The organism is Bradyrhizobium sp. th-b2, from assembly GCF_000426785.1.
In the GTDB taxonomy this organism is placed as follows: Bacteria; Pseudomonadota; Alphaproteobacteria; order Rhizobiales; family Xanthobacteraceae; genus Bradyrhizobium; species Bradyrhizobium septentrionale.
The window spans coordinates 1-19,133 of the sequence record NZ_AUGA01000050.1 but is presented as its reverse complement, the minus strand read 5'-3'; the positions used below and the strand labels follow the sequence as shown (position 1 = coordinate 19,133).

Genomic DNA, 19,133 nt, shown 5'->3' with positions numbered 1-19,133 from the left:
GTCTCCACGCAGTTTGCGGAGCGCATCGATTAAGCCGGCTCACATCTCGCCTGCTCAGCGCGCAAGAGACAAAAGCGTATTGATTTGATTGCAGCGTGTTTGCCGTCGGGCCCGCGATCCATTCCAGTCTGTCCTGCGGCGGTTCAAGTGCTGCTTCCGTTCCGACTTCACGTTTCCGCTTGCAGCCAGAGGACGATTTCCGAATAGCTTGTCTTGCCGCTCTCCTCCCAAAGCTCGTAGGCTCGCTGTCGACGCTTGTTCAGGCCGCGCATCGCGGACTCCTTTTCTAGGGCATCTTGACGTTGGGTTCGCGTCCCCAGACGCGGAGCTTGGCAAGACCGTCGACAAACGATTTGACGTCCTTAGCGTTTTTTAAGGCGATGCAACCTTCATCGAAATCATCAGCGGCGATACCTGCTTTCCCGAACAACGGCAGCGCAGAGCGGGCGTAGCCGATGAACTTGCAATGAGCAAAGGCGTCGGCGACAAAATCTCGTGCAGAAGACTCCTGCAGCAGATCCTCCATGGCCGCCTCAGCCGGCAGCAGGGCAACCGCGTCGTATAGCACCGATGGTCCGCCATCGATCATTTGATCGGCGTTAATCCAGCTGCCGTCGCTCGCCTCGACACCAGTGACCACTGGCGCGATGATCTCGTACGTCGCTCCGGCCTTGTCGAGAGCAGCCTTTAATGCCCGAAGCAGGCTGGCATCCGTTCCGCCGGAAACGAGGATACCCAGGTTTCGGCCCTCGAAGCACTCGGGTCCATTTTCGACGATGCTCAGCGCCGGGGAGGGATCAAGATCGTGCCGGGTCGGTACGGCTGCGTCCGCTGGCTTCGGCATCTTCTGCAATCCGAGCTTGCTGGCGACTTTCTTGGCAAGCGTCTCGTCGATGTTCAGGAGATGCGAGACCATTCGCTCTCGGATTGCGGGTGTTTTGACCTTGCTGAGTTCGAACGCCAAAGCCGCGGCGATATGGGTCTGCTCGCCCACGGTCTGGCTGATGAAGAACTGGCGGGCCTGGCTATAATGGTCCGCGAAACTCTCGGCGCGCAATCGACGTTTGGGGCCATGCTCTACGTCGGCGAATGACGTGAAGCCGTGCTGAGGTGACTCTCGCGGGCCTTCGCCGAAGGAATTCGGCTGGTAGTTGGCGCGCCCGACCGGATTGCGCATGGCCATGTGCCCATCCTGTTGGAAGTGAGCGAACGGGCATTTGGGCGCATTGATCGGAATGTGCGTGAAGTTCGCGCTTCCCAGACGCTTGAGCTGGGTGTCGAGGTACGAGAAATTGCGTCCCTGTAGCAGCGGATCGTTGGAGAAGTCGATTCCCGGCGGAATGTTTTGGGTCATGAAGGCGACCTGTTCGGTCTCCATGAAGAAATTGTCGGGCATGCGGTCGAGCACCAACCGACCAACCGGGACGGGAGGCAACATTTCCTCTGGTATGAGCTTAGTCGGATCAAGCACATCGAACTCGAAGGAATCTGCGAACGCTTGATCGAACATTTGCAGTTGAAGCTCCCATTCCGGGAAGTTGCCGCTTTTGATTGCCGTCCAGAGATCTCGCCGGTGGAAGTCTGGATCGGCGCCGTTGATTTTGACGGCTTCGTTCCAGACCACCGACTGCATGCCCAATTTGGGCTTCCAATGGAATTTGACGAAGGTGGACTCGTTCTTCGCATTCAACAGTCGGAAGGTGTGGACGCCAAAACCTTCCATGAAGCGAAACGAGCGCGGGATGGCCCGGTCGGACATCACCCACATGATCATGTGCATGCTCTCGGGGGTGAGACTGATAAAATCCCAAAAGTTATCGTGCGCCGATTGCGCTTGCGGAAACGCGCAGTCGGGTTCTTCCTTGACCGCATGAATTAGGTCGGGGAACTTGATGGCATCCTGGATGAAGAAAACCGGCATGTTGTTGCCGACGATGTCCCAATTACCTTCCTGTGTGTAGAGCTTCACGGCGAAGCCCCGGACGTCCCGGGCTAGGTCGACAGAACCCTTACTTCCAGCAACGGTCGAAAACCGGACGAACGCAGGCGTCATTTCGCCGGCGCGCTGGAATAGATCAGCCTTGGTGTACTTTGTTAGCGGCTTGAATGTCTCGAAGTAGCCGTGCGCCGCATAGCCACGCGCATGCACCACTCGTTCGGGAATCCGTTCGTGGTCGAAGTGGAAGATCTTCTCCCGAAAGTGAAAATCCTCTATCAGCGTCGGGCCGCGCGGACCAGTCTTCAGGGAGTTTTGATCGTCGGAAACAGGGCCACCTTGCGCGGTCGTGAGCGCAGGGGTCTTGCCTGATGCGAATTGGTGAAGTTCACCTCCTTCACCACGGTCGAGCTTTTGATCGTGGATCGTTGCCGTCCCGCTGGATTCGTGGGTTGCTTTCGTTGTCTTCGCCATTGTTTGGTTTTCCGGAGCCGGAGCTGAGGAACCTCTAATTCCGGCGAGACGCGCTACGTTCCTATTTCGACCACGTGTCCTTCTTGGTGTTGGTTGCAAATCGCCTCGTCTATCGCCGGACGTTTGTGTCGTCGGGCCGTCGTCCCGTGGCTCACCGTGCCTTGGAAACTGCGATCCTCTGGCTGATGACCTGGCACTGCCTGTCCGATGTCAGAAAGGCGATATCGGATGCGTCGCGGCCGCTCGCGATGCGGACGATGCCCTCGATCGGCGCCAGCCGGGTCGGATCGATGAGCCACCAGCAATTCTCAAGGTAGACCTCGAAGATGGCGTGAAAATCCGGCGGGTCGAGTTGCAGCGCGTAAGCGCTCACGGCCCGGGCCGGGATGCCCAAAGCCCTGGCCAATGTGATCCCTAGATGGGTAAAGTCACGGCAGACCCCAGCCCGGTCCACGAAGGTCCTCTCGGCCGTCGTTTCGGCATTGCTGACGCCGGCAACGTAATCGACGTTGCCATTGATCCACTCAAGAATTGCCATAATCCGGCTTACCCCGTCGCCCGCGTCGCCGAACTCACGTTGTGCGAACCGCATGAACTTGTCGGACGGGCAGAAGCGGCTTGGGAGCAGAAACGGGAGGACGTCGCTTGGCAGGTCGGACCATACACGCTGACGACCCGACCGAGGAAGCAATTGCCGGAGGTTGTTCTCGACGACCGCAACGTAGCTGATCGTCACCTCACCGGAGAGCGAGGCGCGAATCCGGCGGTCCCCGTGAGAGGTGATGTCGGAAAGGATTCGCGCCGTCGGCTGAACGCGAAACGATTCCGATAGGATGGCCTGATCGCTGGTGCTCGCGGCCTCGATGTTGGCGATGATTTGGGTATCCTGGACAAAATTGTAAACGAGTTCGGCTTCGATCGACAGCTTCATCGTATCCTCTATGTCCTGTATTGGACTGCGTGCTCTGCAAGACGCGAGCCGTTATCGTTGTTCCATCGGGCCATGCCGTCGGAGGTAGGAGCAGCATCTGAGTGCAACAGAATCCAAAGCAGCTCTTCGGATATAGATTTCCGCACTCGGGGCAGGGGCTCCAAAAGCCCTTAGCAAAGTTCCTCTAAAGCAAATCCGGAGGTCAGCATTGTGGGGCCGGACAAAAACCGCGACAGTTTGGCACGCCGCTCAACTGGTCCTCCTGATGCGCGCCGCGTTTTCGCTATGCGTCCCTCGCCGCGCTCGGCGGCACTGTTCAGGGATACGACCATCGGAGTGCTGCCTAATCCGTCGAAAAGGAGGGCGCGGAGTTCGCCTTTACCTAGATCGGCGAAGGGCTGGATATGAAAGTCAGTTCCGTCTACGAAGACCGCGTCTCTGTAAAATTCTTCTCGTCGTCAACGGCATTGAAGCCATTCCGACAACGCGGCTTAACGAGATGATTTGGTTTGAAGAAACGCTGCAACGAGTTGGCCTTGCAGATGGGCCGCCAGCTGGCGGCCGATACCTCCTCCCGCAAAATGCAGCTATGTCTTCACCAACCCATCGCTCGATCCAGCCTGCAATATGTGCAGAATGGGCCCGATGGTGTCACCTCCGACAGGATTTAAGCGCTCATGTCCGAATGGCTCGCCTCTGCGCTTGATTACATCCCTATCTGGGTCGATTATCAGCGGGAATTGTCCGATCAGCCAGGTGTCTCGCTAGCCGTCGCTTACAAGGGTCAGGTGCTGCTTGAGCATGCCAGCGGTATGGCTGATCTCGCAACCCGGGAACTGCTCACCTCTCGTCATCGTTTTCGCGTCGCCTCGCACTCGAAGACGTTCACGGCGGCTGGTATCATGTTGTTGCGCGAGCGCGACAAAATCCGGCTTGACGACCGGCTCGGTGCGTACGTCGCAGACCTCACTCCAGAGGTTGCTGATGTCACCATTTCCCAATTGCTCTCGCATGCGGCCGGTCTAACCCGCGATGGGACCGACAGCGGTCAGTTTTTGGATCGCCGGCCGTTCCTGAGCGAGGCTGAGTTTCGCGCTGACCTTTCAGTGTCGCAGCCCCTCGAGGCCGGGGTCACGTTCAAATACTCCAATCATGGCTTCGCTTTGCTGGGTAAGATCATCGAGAAGGTGACCGGCGAGCCATATGGCCGGTGGATCTACGATCAGGTCGTCGCCCCAGCCGGCCTTACGGAGACAACACCTGACTTCGATCCGATCGTGTGTCGCCCATTTGCCCGTGGCCACTCGACCCGCTACCCCTATGGCCAGCGTTTCGTTATCCCCGGCGACAATGTGACGAACGATATGGCCTCGGCGACGGGCTTTACGGCATCCGCTGGCGACCTGGTGCGGTTTATCGGCCAGCTTTCTCCCGCCGTCGGATCGAGCATTCTGAAGGCGACAAGCCGTCGCGAGATGACGCGACGTCACTGGCGCGATGCCCACTCGCAACTGGAGCGCTACTACGGCCTGGGCACGATTTCCGGTCCGCCTGGGCCTTGGAGTTGGGTAGGTCATGCCGGTGGTTTCCAGGGAACGTTGACGCGCACGGTTGTTCTGCCTGAGCAGGATATCGCGATCAGCATCCTCACCAACGCCATAGACGGTCTCGCAAACGTCTGGTTCGAAAGTGTTATCCACATCCTGAAGACCATTCACGATCTCGGCGCCCCAGGTCCGGCAACCGCTGACTGGCGTGGCCGCTGGTGGACGTTGTGGGGCCCAATGGATTTGGTGCCTGGCAAAGATAAGGTGCTGGTTGCAACGCCCGGCCAATTGTCTCCCTTCTTCGATGCGACCGAACTTCGACCGACTGGCATCGACGAGGCCGTGGTGGCCAAAGCGCAGGCATTCGGCGATCTCGGCGAGGCCTGTCGCTTGATTCGCGGCGCTGCCGGCACCATCGAGGGAGTTCAAATCGGCAGCAAGCGGCTGGTGACCGAAGACATGATCAAGTCCGAAGTCCAACATCGATACCAGCCCAGCACCCCTGTAATCTAAACAGCTTTGGCCTTCGGTTGCCTTCCCGAACATACTCCGACTCTCTCGGGAGGGACGGTAGGATCCTGTTGGTCTGAAATGCCACCAGGCACCAATTACCTTGTTGCGCCGGCGCATCAACTGTCGAGCGATGCATTGACGCCGATAGAATTCCTTTTGACTGATCGCGGACGGCCCGTTTTGCTGTGCAGATTATGTTTGACGCAGCAGTTTCAGTACTTTTGATTTTGAGTGTTGGCATCCTCGTCGCTCACGCGATCGATGCGTTCAGATCGTGACATCAGGCAGCGATCTGCACTTTCGCGCCCAATAGATAGCGCTGGCGTCATTGGGAAAAAGTAGCAATTTTTCAGCGCGATTCACACACGTTATTTCCGGAACCTCAATCCGCCCCGATCATCCGAAACTTGGGCAGACTGTTTCATTTCGTATTTTTACAGGCCCAGCACGGCCGTTGAATTTCGCGGCAATCGGCGGTCTGCGACAGCATAGGAAGTAGGCCTCAGCGTTGTTACCCAACGCTGAGGCCGCTTTCGTTGCACGCGAAGCTGATCAACTGGGAGCAGGAACGAAGCGTATCCGGTGATGGTTGTAGTATGTCCGGTGTTAGGCAACGCCGGAGATGACCACAGTGTAAACTTGGCCCTCGGCGTGTTCCCCCTCGCCGGGGCCGCTTCTTCGGGCAAGTCGGATGGAGAGCCGTCCATGCATGATGATTACGAAATCTTTTGCGATGCGGAGCTTTGGTTAGCCGCTGGGGTGAGCTGCGCGCCGGCGTTTCTAATCGCGGCGGTGATGATAGCATCGCTCATTCAGCCGCAATTCCCGGGCTGAATAACAAGCGCGGTCGGGTCTATAACCCCAGGGCAACCACGATGGCGGGTTCATGGTTGAGATCCCTGTTCGCCCGCAATGCCATCTGGCTGCGCTTGAAGGGGACGAGCTGGCGTAAGCATTCCTTGCACCGCATGTAGCGCTTAATCAGTTCTCGTGAGCCAGGGTGGCGATTAACCGGAGGAGTGCCTGCTGCTCTGGTCCACCCTTGGCGTGAGCGAGGAGGTCCGAAATCTCTATTCGGTTGAAGGCGCCGCCCGAAGCAAGATTGGCCTCATGCAAGACGAAAACGCGTCCGTCTTCTTCGCTGCAAAGCGTCCAGCGATCTCCATTCGAGCTTTGGTAAAGTTCACGTTGACCGGGCATAATGATGCCACCAAAGGATTTGTTTTCGGCAGACGGCGCAGCCGTCGTTTGAGCGCGCGCCGCTGAGTTAATTCGATCAGATCGGCACGCCGTAGTAGTCGTTCACCGAGCGACCGATCGCCGGATCACTCCAATTCCAGCCGGCCTCATCGCGATACTTGGGCGCGCCCTGGAGTTGGCTTTCGGTAATGCCGGTGACATAGCCGCCGAGGTTAGTGTCGTACTTCAACGATTGCCACGGGAGAGGATAGTGGTCATCCCCAATGCCAAGGAAGCCCCCAAAGCCGAGAACGGCGTATGAAACCTTGCCGCTCACCTTGTCGATCATCAGCCGTTCGATGCTGCCGATCTTGTTGCTGTCAGCTCCGTAAACGGCCGTGCCCTCGACTTTGTCGCTTCCAATCAGATTACCAGTTTCTTTGCTATCCAACGCCATGGTGCTCCTCCAATGCGATTAGTTTAGAAAACCAATCATGATGATCGTTGATGGTTCCTACGGCGGCGGAGTCGCAAAGAGCAAAGGCTTGGCATTTGTCCCCGATGATCGTGTTGCGCCGACATACAGCCAAAGAAGCGGCCCCAGTAGCGATGTGCACGCGCTCGGGCCGGTGGGGCAACCCAACCGCCAATCGGCGCGTTTCTATTTCCTGATTCCGCGAAACCCGAGCGCCCGACGTCTTCATAGCCACCGAGGCAAAACCGGCTCGTTTTCGTCACCGGGGACGTGTGCTGTCCCATTGATCATTAAGTTGCTTCCGCTCAAAGTCTGCAGGTTACGGCAGCGGCTCATACGGCTGTTATGGCTGCCCAGTCCTCCCGACGAGCCGTAAACCTGACCCGTTGCGAAGCTTGCATCGGCGGCCGCCAATTGGACGTAAATCGAGCCCAGTTCTGCCGGTTGGCCAGGCCTGCCAAGTGGGGTATGGCCGCCAAATTTCTCGAGCTTCTCCATAGACGCTCCGCCGGAGACTTGCAGTGGGGTCCAGATCGGGCCAGGCGCCACACCATTCACTCGAATTCCTTTCGGGCCGAGCTGTTTAGCCAACGACTTCACGTAGTTCATCGTCGCGGCCTTGGTTTGGGCGTAGTCATAAAGTTCAGGCGAGGGGTCGTAAGCTTGCTCCGAGGTCGTCCCGATAATGCATGCGCCGGGCTGGAGATGGGGTAGCGCCGCTTTGATGATCCAGAACGGCGCGTAGATATTGGTCTTCATAGTCGCGTCGAAATCGTCCGACGAGATGTCTACAATAGAATCGTGCGACTGCTGTCGGGCGGCGTTACTGACGACAATATCGAGACCACCCAGCCCATCGACGGCACGAGTGACTAGTTCCTGGCAGAATGCCTCGTTTCTGATGTCCCCAGGGATCGCGAGCCCGTGGCGTCCTGCTGCTTTGATCAGCGCGATCACGTCCCGCGCGTCCGCCTCCTCCGTAGGGAAGTAGTTGATCGCGACATCGGCACCTTCGCGTGCGAAGGCGATTGCCGCAGCCCGGCCCATGCCGGAATCGCCGCCGGTGATCAATGCCTTCCGGCCTACCAGCCGCGCGGATCCTTTATAGCTTGTTTCGCCATGGTCGGGACGGGGGCTCCATCTCGCCCGCAAGTCCGGGCCACGGTTGCGACTGCTTCTTGAACGGCGGTTTCGGGTAGAGATCGGTCGGATTGGTCAAGATTTGCTGTTTCATTTGTCGTTTCCCTGGGCGGTCGCGGAGACACACGAGGCAACAGCGATACATCCGCCGGGCCCATGATGTACCGGGTAGGCACCGCTGATCTCCGTGCGAATAGGCAACATGCGAAGATTGACTTCGTTGCAAGTTTGCGTGCATCGCGTGCGCCCCCACAGCCGATACGGTCGCTCAAACAGGCGCCATCGAAGTTTGAAGAAAGCTCAACAGAACCTCGCGGCCACTCACATCAGCGAATGCCCTGGCTTAGGAACTTTGCCTTCTCGGCCAGATTGTCAAGCTAGAGCGGAGGAGGCGTGCATGAACCAGTTGATCTATCTGGTGGGGCTAATTGTGGTTATTCTTGCGGTGCTATCGTTCTTTGGATTGCGGTAGGTGCATCATGGACACCGGGCGAAGTGCTGCTGACGTCCTCGACGATAAGGGCGGCTTGCGACTGCAATGGAGTCCGATTTTCGCGGGCGCGCTCACCGCTTCGGCCTTGTCGCTGATCTTGATCAGCTTCGGAGCAGCAGTTGGATTGGGTGTGAGTTCGAGCTCGCCCTCATGGCGTGATGCATCCGCCGCGCTCGCGCTGCTATCCGGGCTGTTTCTGATCCTTCAAGCCCTTGTGAGCTTTGTCGTCGGCGGCTACATCGCCGGCCGAACGCAACGTGTGATTGGCGCGATACCGGCCGACGTGGTCGATAGCAACGACGGACTCCACGGGCTGACCGCCTGGGCGCTTGCCGTTATCGTGGGCGGGACAATCATCGCGCTGGTCGGCTTGTCGACCGCTCGCCCGGTGGTCCAGAGCCGGCCTGTTGCGACGGCTGCGGAGCAGCTGCTGAGCGCTGAGCTCGATCACCTGTATCGGTCGGTGCGGCGTCCGGCCAATCTCGACATTGGTTACGATCGGGCCGAGGCGGGCCGTATCCTGCTGACCAGCTCTGGCCACAGCGGCGTCAGCACCGAAGATCGAAGCTATCTGATCCAGCAGATCGCGGCAGCGACCGGTTTGCCCGCCGCCGAGGCCGAGAAGCGCGTCGACAGCGTCGTCGGTGATGCTAGAACCGCCATCCAGCGATCGCGGCGGAGCTCGGTAATCCTCGCATTCTCGGTTGCGGCGGCGCTGTTGTTCGGCGCGGTCGCAGCCTGGGCCGCAGCCTGTGCGGGCGGCCGGCACCGCGACGGCGCGACGCTGCCGGAGTGGATGGGCGGCAGGCCAACGACCCCTGTGCCGGTGGTCTGATGCAAGGGCGAACGTGCTACGATGGGAGACGATGATGGCAATGATCTTGGTCATGGACCACACCGGCGACACAAGGCAATCTTTCGATCCCGAGGACAGCGAGCAACTGGCCTGGGCGAATGCACGCTTCGCGGAGCTGACGTCGGACGGCTACACCGCCGCAGTGCGGAGATCCTCCGGCGAAGCGGCGCTCGTCCGCACGCTGGATCCGACCGCCCAGGAAACATTGTTCTATCCCCGGCTGGTGGGCGGCTGACGCCGTGATCGCCCGTCTGCGCGCCGTGTCTCTGCTGTCAGTGCTGCAGCACGCCGTCGGCACGCTGCGTGCGACGCTGGTCGCGACCCGGGAGCGTTGGCAGGCTTATGAACGAAGGGAGACGCGCGGGCTGGCGCTGCTGGCCGCATGGCTCTCGCCGGAGCAGCAATCGCAATTTGAAAAGCACAATCGCTTCGACGTCATCGGCTCGGAGTCCGGCAAGCGTTATCGGATTTGCTATGGTACGTCGACTAATGTCTATGAAATGGACGGCCGCGACCGCGTGGTCCTCGGCTGGTGCTTCCGGCCTGTCGGTTCGCTGGTGGCGGGCGACGTGATGCTTGCCCAAAAGATCGCATTGGAGACCGACGAGCGCGCGACGCTGATGGTGGCGCGGCCATTTCCGAGTTCCCTGCCGCCACGCGCGATACTCCCTCCAGCCCGGTAAGCCCTCGGTCCGCTCGCCGTGCCCGCTATCGGGAACGCGACTTTCCCTGGCGCGTTTGCCTTGCTGCCGGCGGCCATGTTGGCCGCCTTCGCCGTAGGGGGACCCATGGCGCTCAATTTTGAAACCCTCAAGGCGACGCTGGTCCTCTATGGACTCAATGCGATCTTTGCCGTTCTGCTGCTGGTTCTTGGATGGTACGCTTCAGCCATCGCTCAGCGATTTGTCCTGCGCGTGCTCACGGCCACGCACCGTGTCGACGCCTTGGTCACGGTGTTCCTCTCCAGCCTTGCGCGCTATGCGGTGCTTGCCGTGGTCGGCATCGCCGTGCCGCAGCTTTTCGGCATTCAGACGGCGAGCCTGGTTGCGGTGCTCGGCGCTACGTCGCTGGCCATCGGGCTGGCCTTGCAGGGAACGTTGTCCAACCTAGCCGCTGGCGTGATGCTTCTGTTGTTTAGGCCGTTTCGGCTCAACGACGACGTCGAGGTTGCCGGCAAGGCCGGTAAGGTGCAATCCTTGTCGCTGTTCATGACCGAACTCATCACGTCCGACAACACCCAGATCCTGCTGCCCAATGGTTCGGTATGGGGCAGCGCCATCATCAATCACAGCACCCATCCCAGCACCGGTGATGTGAAGGTGTCCTTCCCGGTCCGCGCGGTCAGGCCGATCGGGCACATCGGCGAGCAGATTTTGAAGCATTTGCGCGAGGACTCGCGAATCGAGGCGCGACCCGCGCCCGAAGTGCACGTCTCGAAAGTGGTGGACATCTCCGATGCCGCGCATCCGATCGTCGAACTGACGGTCAGTGCAAAGGCGAAGCCTGCCGACGCGGACGCCGTGAAGCATCGGCTCCTGGACCTCGTCACCACAATGCTCAGCGACGCAGGCGCCACGCTGCCGGAGCGGTCACGCGTGGCGGGGTAGGGAACGTCGTTCACCCTGCCGGGTTGTCCGATGCCGACTAGCAGTGGACACCGCCATGCGCGCCAACGCTCGACCGTCACTCAGCCTGATCGCCCAATCTTACCTCGCGGACTTACGACAATGGATCGAGCGTCTGGTGACCGGCTACGCGCTGGCATGCGGCTTCATGCTCGTCGGCGCAGTGTCGCTTCTGGTGGCAATCGGGATCGGGGGTGCCGCGGCCTTCCATGCTATCGACCTTCGTTACGGCATTTGGATCGCCTATGCCGCGATCGGGGGTGTCTTTCTCCTCCTCGGGCTGCTGGGGCTGGGGACGGGCCGCGGGCTGCTCGCGCGTCCAGCGCCGGCGGCCCCGCGGTCAGGCCAGCAAGCCGACATGCTCAAGCGAGCGGTCGCAGTGCCCGTGGCGGCGCGCCTGATCGCCACCTCCCGATCGGGAGCAGGGGTAAACGCCGATCCCACGACCCAGGTATTGGCCGCCGGGGCTGCCGTGATGCTTATCGGCTGGTTTGCCGTTTCGCGTTTCAAGCGTCCGCGCGACGTTATTCAGGACTAGCGATGGCTCCGCGCTCGAATTGGCCGAACGACCTGCTGCTCGCTGGCGCAACCGCGCTGGCGACTTTGGCGATCTATCGCCACGTATCACGATCGGGGACACCATCCGTCCCAGGGCGGCGGGCGGAACCCGTGCTCGCCGAAGCGCAAGATCGTGGACGGCAGGCTCACACGCCGCTTCAGATTCCCGCCGCCGGCTGGAAGGACATTCTGCTGCGTACCTATCAGCAGATCGACGAGGACCGGCTGTTGGCGACCGCCGCCGGCGTCGTGTTCTACGGGCTGCTCGCGATCTTTCCGGCCATCACGGCGCTGGTCTCAAGTTACGGCCTGTTCGCCGATCCGTCCACGATCGCATCCAATCTGCAAAGCCTGGCGCTGATGCTGCCCGAAGGTTCATTTGTCATCGTCCAGGACCAGATCGCCCGCGTGCTCGCGAAGGGGACTTCGACGCTCGGCCTTACCTTTGCCGTCGGTCTGCTGATCGCGATCTGGAGCGCCAACGCTGGAATGAAGGCGGTCTTCGATGCGCTCAACGTCGTCTACGAAGAGAAGGAAAAGCGCGGTTTCGTCAAACTCAACCTGATATCCCTCTCTTTCACGATAGCAGCCCTCATTTCGGTCATGTTGATGGTCGGGGCCGTAGTGGTCGCGCCGCTTCTGCTCCAGCAAGTCGGTCTAGGCACACGGGCCGAACTCATCATTCGATTCGGACGGTGGCCTATCCTGGTCCTCCTGCTCCTCGTCGCGCTCGCGGTGCTCTATCGCTACGGCCCCAGCCGGACCACACCGCGCTGGCAATGGCTGAGCGTTGGTGCCGTTGCCGCGGCCGTGCTGTGGCTGATCGGCTCGGCGCTGCTGTCCTGGTATCTTGCGAATTTCGGCGATTACAACGCGACCTACGGCTCGCTTGGCGCGGCCATTGGCCTGATGACCTGGATGTGGATGTCCGCCATCATCGTGCTGTGTGGAGCGGAACTGAACTCCGAGATCGAGCATCAGACCACAATCGATTCGACCGTGGGCCGCGGGAAGCCGCTCGGGGTGCGGGGCGCAAGGATGGCGGATACGGTTGGCAAGGCTTCGTAAGGAGGAGACAATGGGATTGGCTCAATACGCTGTGATTGCAACCGGCGAGGGATGGGGCGTGCTGCACGACGGCAATCTGAACAGCGGGTACGCAACCAAGGAAGCTGCATTCGAATCTGCGGCGGCGGCCGCGTCGCTCGCGATTAGGATGGGGCACGAAGTCCATATCAGCGTGCCCGGCCGCGAGGAGGGGGAGGCCGCCCCGACCAAGCGGTCAAACTGAGACCATCGAAGAAATCTTGTAGCGCGGACTGCTGGAGATGAAGCCACTCGATACGCCCGGCTGACGTGATATTTAGTGTGAGTTCGTCGATGGGTTTCGCAGCGGCCTTAGGCAGCGCGCCGCTTTCGCGTCCGGGCAGCCTTCTTGGCGGAGCGGGACCGCTCCGCGGCGGGTCGTTTGGCCGACGCGGCGCCTCCGAGGCGGCCGCCTTTCCTGGACTGGGAGTGGTCTTCCTTGGTTCCACGTCCCGAGCCGCTTTTCTTGCCGCCGTGTGTTTCCTTGTTCACGGTCGCCCACGCGCGCCGCTCGGCTTCCTTCTTCGCAACACCGCGGTGCTCGTAACCTTCCTCGATGTGCTCGGCTTGGCGCTTTTGCTTGTCGGTGTAGCTGGACTTGTCGCCGCGCGGCATGGTGGTCTCCCTCGCTGGATTAGTTGAGAAACCAAAAGCCGAGTAGGCCCGAGGGTTCCTAGGAGTGGCGTCGCTACGGATGCTGTGGAGGAAGAAGCCGCCAATGCGGAATATCGCCGCGCGATCGCGAGACGGCGTCGTTGCTGCATTACTTCTCGAGATGACCGCTGCCGAGGGAGTGGTCTTCGGCGGCCCGTTTCCGCTTCCCGCGAGAACAGGAACTCCCAATTATTTCGGCTGTGGATCCCTGAGTCCCTTGGCGGGGTCTTCCAAATGACCGGTCCGCGCGAGATCCACGGCGGCGCCAAGAGCCAACGCGACGTTACGTACCTGATCCTGGAATGCACGGTCTTCGTCAAGTTCCTGGTGCGAAGTCGCATATGGCTTCATGTAACCAATGTAGCCGTCCATCTCAGCCATGCCGCCCGCCGAAATCAATTCCATATCGGTGAGCCAGTCAGCAAGGAAACGGCGGCATGTCTCCGCGCCGACGCTATCGCCATGGACCACGATGCCGAAATGTCGGCCCTTCAAATGCTTAGGATAGGGCCAGCCCCTGAGTTCGAGCGTCTTGGCTTCTCTCGCGGACTTGCCGTCGGTTGAGGTTGGATCAGGGTTGCCGCCGTCCGCGCAGACTAGGCGATCAATCATCGCCATGAGTGCGGTGGGCGTTTGGTACCAATTGACAGGAGAGACGATCATGATGCCATGCGCACGCACCCAGAGTGGATAGATCTCGTTCATCCAGTCATCTGCTTGCCCAAGCGAATAGTTTGGATAGCAACTACAAGGCCAGTGGCAGAGCGCCATCGACGTGGAAACGCAGGATTTGCAGGGATGAATCTCCCTGCCGAACTCGGATGTCAGCCGCGACAAATCGAGGACATCAACCGTGAAGCCCATCTCGCGAAAGCAGGCGTCAGAAATTTCGACCATACGCCAGCTCTTCGACATCTCGCCGGGGCAGGTGTGTTCGCTGCGCGAGGAGCCGTTGATCAGCAGGATATGCGGCGTCGCGTTCGGATCATCGTGCGTTCGCTGTGCTGCTTCGATGGCATCGCGCGCGGACAGCCAATCGACCGCGAGATCATAGTCGGGATCGGCAAACCCGGGGCCGGCCTTGCGCGTGACTGGCGCTTTGCGTGAATGGCTATAGGCATCCCACGCACCGGCGATGATCGTTGCAAGTTCCTCCTGCACGGATTGGAAGACTGGATCGAAAAATCGCTTGCGGTAGCGCCGCTCGAACTCATCGCGCGAGAGCATTACGACCGGCATCCCCTTGCGAACGTCCGGCTCCGCCATCGACATCTCTCCCCGAAAAGCGATCTTCGCCCACCATGCATCGCGACCGGTTGCGCGAAGCTTCGGTGCGTGTCCCAGTAAAAGGCTAGCAAACCTAAATTGATTGGACTGCCATTGGTTCCTTCTGACCTCTCTCCTGACACCCGGCATGGGCCATTAGGACCCAGGCCGTATCTGGCGCGTTGGATGGAAATACGGCTTTGAAAACCATGCGTACGACCGCCCGCATAAGAGCAAGCCGCCTTCGCGGTGCACCAATTTTCCCGATGACCGTTCGCCCGACCGCGGCGGATGCCGTAATCGCGCACGCAATCGCCCGCAACACCGCGCCCGCCCCCGAAGCAATCGCGCGCGCGCTGACTTGGGGCGCCGACGAAAAGGTTCTGCTTGTTCTCGCCGCCGCCGGCTGGATCGCCTCGCGCGGACGCGATACCTCGCTGCAGCGCGCCGGCAATCATGCGCTGTTGGTTACGGTCGCGGCGTCGCTCCTGCCGCACGGTCTTAAATTGCTGTTCAACCAGACCCGCCCGGACCGGCTGACGGTGGTCGGCCACGTCCACGGCATCTCCATCTCGGGCAATCGTGAGGACGCATTTCCATCCGGCCACGCGCTGCACATGGGCGCGCTGGCGTCAGCGGCAGGAACGCTGCCCGCGGGCGCGTGCCGTGCAATACAGGCAGTTGCGGTCGCTCTTTCGGTGACGCGTGTTGTGGTTCTCGCACATTGGGCGAGCGACGTGGTCGCGGGATTCGCGCTCGGAGCAATTCTTGAGCGACTGCTGCGACTCTGGACCGGTTATTCGGCGGACGATCCGCGGCGGAGCAAGACGCGATGACCGAATACGTCCTCCGCTTTCTGCTGGGCGGAGCCGCGGTATCGACCTTCGCGATGCTGGGAGATGTTCTGCGCCCGAAGAGCTTCGCCGGTCTGTTCGGAGCGGCGCCGTCCGTTGCGCCGGCGACGCTCGGCATCGCCGTGTACCAGCACGGAGCCGACTACGCCGGCCTGCAGGGCCGCGCGATGATGGCGGGCGCGGTCGCGCTCGCCGGCTACAGCTTCTTCGTCTGCCAGCTGCTCGTTCGCGCCAGGCCGCGCGCCGTCCCCGCAACATTGCTGTCGCTCATCGTCTGGCTTGTGATCGCCTTCGGCCTGCTGGCCTTGCCGAAAAGCAGGCATGACACCCGTCCGCGTCTCACTGTCATCCCTTAGGGAAGGCCGCTGGTATGAATACCTGATCCGCTTTGGACTTGGTGGTGGCGCGACCATCTTCACCGGTCTGATCAGCAGTTACTGCGGCGGGTGTATCGGCGATGCCTTTCTCGCGCTTCCCGCCATCTTCTGCGCCAGTGCAACCCTGATTGAGAAGCATGAAATGCGCAGCAAGCGGGAAGCGGGTCTCACTGGCGAGTGGCGCGGGCAGCAAGCCGCCGCACTCGACGCAACGGGCGCAGCGCTGGGAGCAATCGGGATGCTGGCGTTTGCGTTTGCTTTCCAGTCGACGGTACGGAGCAGCGTTCCGGCCGCTTTCATCTGCGCATCATTCGCCTGGCTGGTTTGCTCGGTGCTTGCATGGTTCGTGCGTCCGAAGATCCGATCACCCCGGCGACTGGTCAAGAGGCGGGCGCAGTGATGGAGGAGACTAGGACGGCGGGAGCTTCGCTCTGACGCGTCGGCGCCGGCGCTAAGTTTGTACTTTGTGTTCGGACCCTCAAAAGGGTGCGACGTCTGATCAGGCCGGCAATACAGATATCTGGCTCAAAGTCTGCGCTTCCTGCTCGCCGAGCTCTCGCATGTATCGCCTGAGTGCTGGCAATCGTCGCTTGACGTGCCGGCGCGTATTGTCGCGAATGTCGGCGATGATATGGCTTTCGGGACTGAGACCAGTGTCGCGCGCGGCGTCTGCACGCCGGATCTGTTCGGGCCGGTTTATGGGCTGGCCGAATTTAAATTGCGCAAAGTCGTCATGGTCGGCGCCCCGCTGACCCGAGACGTCATGGTGAAGAACCTGCAGAACGAGCGCTTCCGGGCATCGCCAGAACCGCGTATTATGCAGTGCTTGTATCGTCCTCGAGGCTATCAAACCCACCAAGTTCAAGGACCTTTTCGAAGTCACGAAGCGTGACGACCCGGTTCCTTAAATCAAGGATGCCCTTCGTTCGAAACGCCTGAAGCACCCGGTTGACATGCACAACGCTCAACCCAAGCGCGTCGGCCAGCTTCGATTGGGTAACCGGAAAGTCAAACTGCTCGTTTGCAACCAATCCCATCGCGGCAAGCCGCCCCCGCAACTCCGCAAGTAAATAGGCCATGCGGCCAGATGCCGATCGCGTGCCCAGGTTGACGATCCACTGCCTGAACAACGCCGAGTCGGTAAGCGTCTCGCGCCAAAGTGCTTGTGCCAAGGCTGGCCGCGTGCTGAGGGTCCGTTCGAGCAAATCATGTCTTATAAAACCAACCTTGGCTTTCGAGAGAGTCGTCAGATCATGATCCATCCGCTTTACTGGCAGGCCTTGGAGATCAGGCATGTCACCGGCGACGTGGAACGACAGGATTTGCCGCTTGCCAGTTTCGGAGACTTTGGACCGATAGGCGAAGCCGCTCATGATTACGCAGCATTGGGTGCTGAGCTCCCCCTCGCGAACGATGAGCGAATCTTCCGGCAGGCTCCTCACCGGCGCCACGATGGACCGCAGAGCCGCGACGTCTTCGTCCGGCAACTCAGAGTGCAGCCGCAACTTACGGACCATCATCTCGAGGGGCATCTGAAAGATTCCTTGAAATGGCTGCGGCCGGAAAGGAGCCGGCTCTGCCCCGCAAATTTAGCGATGACGATCAGTCAAGACAATATGTCGAGGCCGGGCGTTCGGCCTTCTGGCCGCTGTTGCAGAGATCGCCGGTGCGTTCAAATGCGGCCAAGCTCGTCGGCGAGAAGGCAAACGGTCTGATCATTGGCGACGGTCGGGGGCGCCAGCTGGATTGACGCATAATCAGCTCCACGCAACAGAGCCGGATTCAAGCGGCCCGAACCGGGATCGGTCTGGCCTGAGGAACCGCCTGTGGGGTCAAAGCTTTGGTTTCATATGCACGGGAGCGAAGCATGAGCAAGGAAACACCGAAAGACGATCCGCGGCTGCAGTCGGATAGAGCCTCACATAAACAGACGGACAAGCCCTGGAAAGGCAATCCCGAGAAAGAGCAACGAAATGAGGCCGATATCGACCTCGAAAATTGGCACAGATCCAATACTCACTAAAAAAGACCGGTAACACTCGTCAGCGATGCTTGAATCCTAATTGTTTGTGGAAGAGCGACATTGGTCGACGTAAGGCCCATACCCTCAAAAGTGAGCCGGGGCCAAAAGTGAGCCGGGGCCAAAAGTGAGCTGGGGCAAATTTGTACGTTGCAACTATTGGTCGATATATCTCGTTCGATACAACAGGAACGACTCTTTGTGCGCGGAGTTTCGGCTCATGAGCAAATACTTCTTTCATATATCTAACGGCCACCCCTTCGACGATGCGGATGGCGAAGAACTCCCAGACGACAAATCCGCCTGGGACCAGGCCGTCATGACCGTTCGAGACATCGAGTCAAATCTTGACCTCGATAGATCCAACCGCTGGTCGATTTCGGTCAAGCGAGAAGACACGCCAATCTTCCAGATCAGTGTAACCGCCAAGCGTATTGGCCCGGCCCGCCGAACGGGGAGGTAGGTAACGACTGAGCACAGTCAGAGCGGCATCACGCCGGCTGCTGTCGACAAGAGCTCTTCCATCTGCAAGGCGCGATCGGCCTCGTATGCTTTCCTGAGAAATCGATCACGCTCCTCACCTGGTGGCAGGCTAGCCGCTCTCGTCCTTGCTGCTTGTGCGAGCTGGATAAGGCGATAGCTCAGTGACGTCGTCTGCTTGAACCGGTTGCGCCTTTTCATCGTTGTTGCCTTCGTACGTTCGCGATAGGGCACCATCGCAAGACCGATCCGAAAATTCAGTAACTTGCGATATAAAGCGGCGGACCAAATTTTATTCTCTGATCAGAAACCAGGTACGCATACGACGGAGGCCGCCTGATTGACGCATGCGCGCGGGCACGGCGAGGTCTATGATGGCATTGGGTGAAGGGTGAAGGTCAGGCGGCCTGCTGATTGGCTGGCTTGTCGGCCTGGCGCAGGAGCTTCCATTCCCAGGGCAAGAGCTCGTGCAGACGCGATGCGGGATGATCGGCGATACGGGCCAGGACGTCGGCGAGCCAGGCCTTGGGATCGACGTCGTTGAGGCGACAGGTCGTGATCATCGTCAGCATGATGGCGGCACGGTCGGCGCCGCGCTGGCTGCCGGCGAAGGTCCAGTTGCGCCTTCCCAAGGCGATGCCTCTCAATGCGCGCTCAGCGCAATTGTTG

The 19,133-nt window shown here is 60.1% G+C and carries 23 protein-coding genes and 1 pseudogene; 15 read left to right on the top strand and 9 right to left on the bottom strand.

Going from position 1 to position 19,133, the window contains the following annotated elements:
- Positions 1-286 precede the first annotated feature (286 nt).
- Positions 287-2,410: a catalase gene (locus tag K359_RS0137300; RefSeq protein WP_029083816.1), complete on the bottom strand. Its 2,124-nt coding sequence runs from the start codon at positions 2,408-2,410 to the stop codon at positions 287-289.
- Positions 2,411-2,561: 151 nt separating this feature from the next.
- Positions 2,562-3,341 (bottom strand): transglutaminase family protein, encoded by a 780-nt coding sequence (locus K359_RS0137295; RefSeq protein WP_029083815.1) that lies wholly within the window; start codon positions 3,339-3,341, stop codon positions 2,562-2,564.
- 677 nt (positions 3,342-4,018) lie between these two features.
- Here K359_RS0137295 and K359_RS0137285 point away from each other — a divergent pair.
- Complete coding sequence (locus K359_RS0137285; protein ID WP_029083814.1) at positions 4,019-5,401, top strand: serine hydrolase; 1,383 nt, start codon at positions 4,019-4,021, stop codon at positions 5,399-5,401.
- A gap of 705 nt (positions 5,402-6,106) precedes the next feature.
- Entirely contained in the window at positions 6,107-6,235 is a 129-nt protein-coding gene (locus K359_RS65920; protein WP_256375193.1) for a hypothetical protein, read from the top strand.
- 442 nt (positions 6,236-6,677) lie between these two features.
- Here the strand turns inward: K359_RS65920 and K359_RS0137270 are convergent, their stop codons facing one another.
- Positions 6,678-7,037, bottom strand: a complete 360-nt coding sequence (locus tag K359_RS0137270; protein WP_029083811.1) for a PRC-barrel domain-containing protein — start codon at positions 7,035-7,037, stop codon at positions 6,678-6,680.
- Between the two features lie 369 nt (positions 7,038-7,406).
- Positions 7,407-8,336 (bottom strand): annotated as a pseudogene (locus tag K359_RS54180) (SDR family oxidoreductase); the annotation flags it as partial.
- Positions 8,337-8,674: 338 nt separating this feature from the next.
- Here K359_RS54180 and K359_RS0137260 point away from each other — a divergent pair.
- The 7 genes from K359_RS0137260 to K359_RS0137230 all read left to right on the top strand — a co-directional run bounded on the left by K359_RS0137260 (position 8,675) and on the right by K359_RS0137230 (position 13,018).
- A complete protein-coding gene (locus K359_RS0137260) occupies positions 8,675-9,523 on the top strand; it encodes a hypothetical protein (protein ID WP_029083810.1) in 849 nt (282 codons plus the stop codon).
- A gap of 34 nt (positions 9,524-9,557) precedes the next feature.
- Positions 9,558-9,779, top strand: a complete 222-nt coding sequence (locus K359_RS0137255) for a hypothetical protein (protein WP_029083809.1) — start codon at positions 9,558-9,560, stop codon at positions 9,777-9,779.
- A 7-nt stretch (positions 9,780-9,786) separates the two neighbouring features.
- A complete protein-coding gene (locus K359_RS54175) occupies positions 9,787-10,227 on the top strand; it encodes a hypothetical protein (RefSeq protein WP_371261236.1) in 441 nt (146 codons plus the stop codon).
- 105 nt (positions 10,228-10,332) lie between these two features.
- The gene (locus K359_RS54170) at positions 10,333-11,151 is read left to right on the top strand and encodes a mechanosensitive ion channel family protein (protein WP_051346621.1); all 819 of its coding nucleotides are present in this window, start codon (positions 10,333-10,335) and stop codon (positions 11,149-11,151) included.
- Positions 11,152-11,206: 55 nt separating this feature from the next.
- Positions 11,207-11,707 carry a hypothetical protein gene (locus K359_RS0137240; protein ID WP_245284831.1) on the top strand — a complete coding sequence of 167 codons (501 nt, stop codon included), beginning with the start codon at positions 11,207-11,209 and terminating at the stop codon, positions 11,705-11,707.
- A gap of 2 nt (positions 11,708-11,709) precedes the next feature.
- Positions 11,710-12,795 (top strand): YihY/virulence factor BrkB family protein, encoded by a 1,086-nt coding sequence (locus K359_RS0137235; RefSeq protein WP_029083807.1) that lies wholly within the window; start codon positions 11,710-11,712, stop codon positions 12,793-12,795.
- A 10-nt stretch (positions 12,796-12,805) separates the two neighbouring features.
- The gene (locus K359_RS0137230; protein WP_029083806.1) at positions 12,806-13,018 is read left to right on the top strand and encodes a hypothetical protein; all 213 of its coding nucleotides are present in this window, start codon (positions 12,806-12,808) and stop codon (positions 13,016-13,018) included.
- A gap of 107 nt (positions 13,019-13,125) precedes the next feature.
- On the opposite strand, the gene K359_RS0137225 is transcribed toward K359_RS0137230, so the two are convergent.
- Positions 13,126-13,428 carry a hypothetical protein gene (locus tag K359_RS0137225; protein WP_029083805.1) on the bottom strand — a complete coding sequence of 101 codons (303 nt, stop codon included), beginning with the start codon at positions 13,426-13,428 and terminating at the stop codon, positions 13,126-13,128.
- Positions 13,429-13,656: 228 nt separating this feature from the next.
- A complete protein-coding gene (locus K359_RS0137220; RefSeq protein ID WP_029083804.1) occupies positions 13,657-14,733 on the bottom strand; it encodes a flavodoxin family protein in 1,077 nt (358 codons plus the stop codon).
- Between the two features lie 266 nt (positions 14,734-14,999).
- On the opposite strand from K359_RS0137220, the gene K359_RS0137215 reads away from it, so the two are divergent.
- The 3 genes from K359_RS0137215 to K359_RS0137205 are packed head-to-tail and all read left to right on the top strand — an operon-like array spanning position 15,000 to position 16,364.
- Positions 15,000-15,569, top strand: coding sequence for a phosphatase PAP2 family protein (locus K359_RS0137215; RefSeq protein WP_029083803.1), 570 nt, complete (start codon positions 15,000-15,002; stop codon positions 15,567-15,569).
- A complete protein-coding gene (locus tag K359_RS54165) occupies positions 15,566-15,943 on the top strand; it encodes a DUF3147 family protein (protein ID WP_051346620.1) in 378 nt (125 codons plus the stop codon). The genes K359_RS0137215 and K359_RS54165 overlap by 4 nt, the downstream gene beginning before the upstream one ends.
- On the top strand, positions 15,909-16,364 hold the full coding sequence (locus K359_RS0137205) for a DUF3147 family protein (protein WP_029083802.1): 456 nt from the start codon (positions 15,909-15,911) through the stop codon (positions 16,362-16,364). The genes K359_RS54165 and K359_RS0137205 overlap by 35 nt, the downstream gene beginning before the upstream one ends.
- A 415-nt stretch (positions 16,365-16,779) precedes the next feature.
- On the opposite strand, the gene K359_RS54160 is transcribed toward K359_RS0137205, so the two are convergent.
- Complete coding sequence (locus K359_RS54160; RefSeq protein WP_035977788.1) at positions 16,780-17,496, bottom strand: Crp/Fnr family transcriptional regulator; 717 nt, start codon at positions 17,494-17,496, stop codon at positions 16,780-16,782.
- 17 nt (positions 17,497-17,513) lie between these two features.
- Between K359_RS54160 and K359_RS0137195 the strand changes: the two genes are divergently transcribed.
- The 3 genes from K359_RS0137195 to K359_RS54155 all read left to right on the top strand — a co-directional run bounded on the left by K359_RS0137195 (position 17,514) and on the right by K359_RS54155 (position 18,447).
- The gene (locus tag K359_RS0137195) at positions 17,514-17,714 is read left to right on the top strand and encodes a hypothetical protein (RefSeq protein WP_029083801.1); all 201 of its coding nucleotides are present in this window, start codon (positions 17,514-17,516) and stop codon (positions 17,712-17,714) included.
- A gap of 117 nt (positions 17,715-17,831) precedes the next feature.
- Positions 17,832-17,987 (top strand): hypothetical protein, encoded by a 156-nt coding sequence (locus K359_RS63595; RefSeq protein WP_165127720.1) that lies wholly within the window; start codon positions 17,832-17,834, stop codon positions 17,985-17,987.
- 217 nt (positions 17,988-18,204) lie between these two features.
- On the top strand, positions 18,205-18,447 hold the full coding sequence (locus K359_RS54155; protein ID WP_035977787.1) for a hypothetical protein: 243 nt from the start codon (positions 18,205-18,207) through the stop codon (positions 18,445-18,447).
- Between the two features lie 17 nt (positions 18,448-18,464).
- Here the strand turns inward: K359_RS54155 and K359_RS64830 are convergent, their stop codons facing one another.
- Both K359_RS64830 and K359_RS0137180 read right to left on the bottom strand, forming a co-directional pair.
- Entirely contained in the window at positions 18,465-18,701 is a 237-nt protein-coding gene (locus K359_RS64830) for a hypothetical protein (RefSeq protein ID WP_245284830.1), read from the bottom strand.
- 161 nt (positions 18,702-18,862) lie between these two features.
- Positions 18,863-19,133: transposase domain-containing protein (locus K359_RS0137180; protein WP_029083799.1), on the bottom strand; the 271-nt coding region annotated here is incomplete at its 5' end.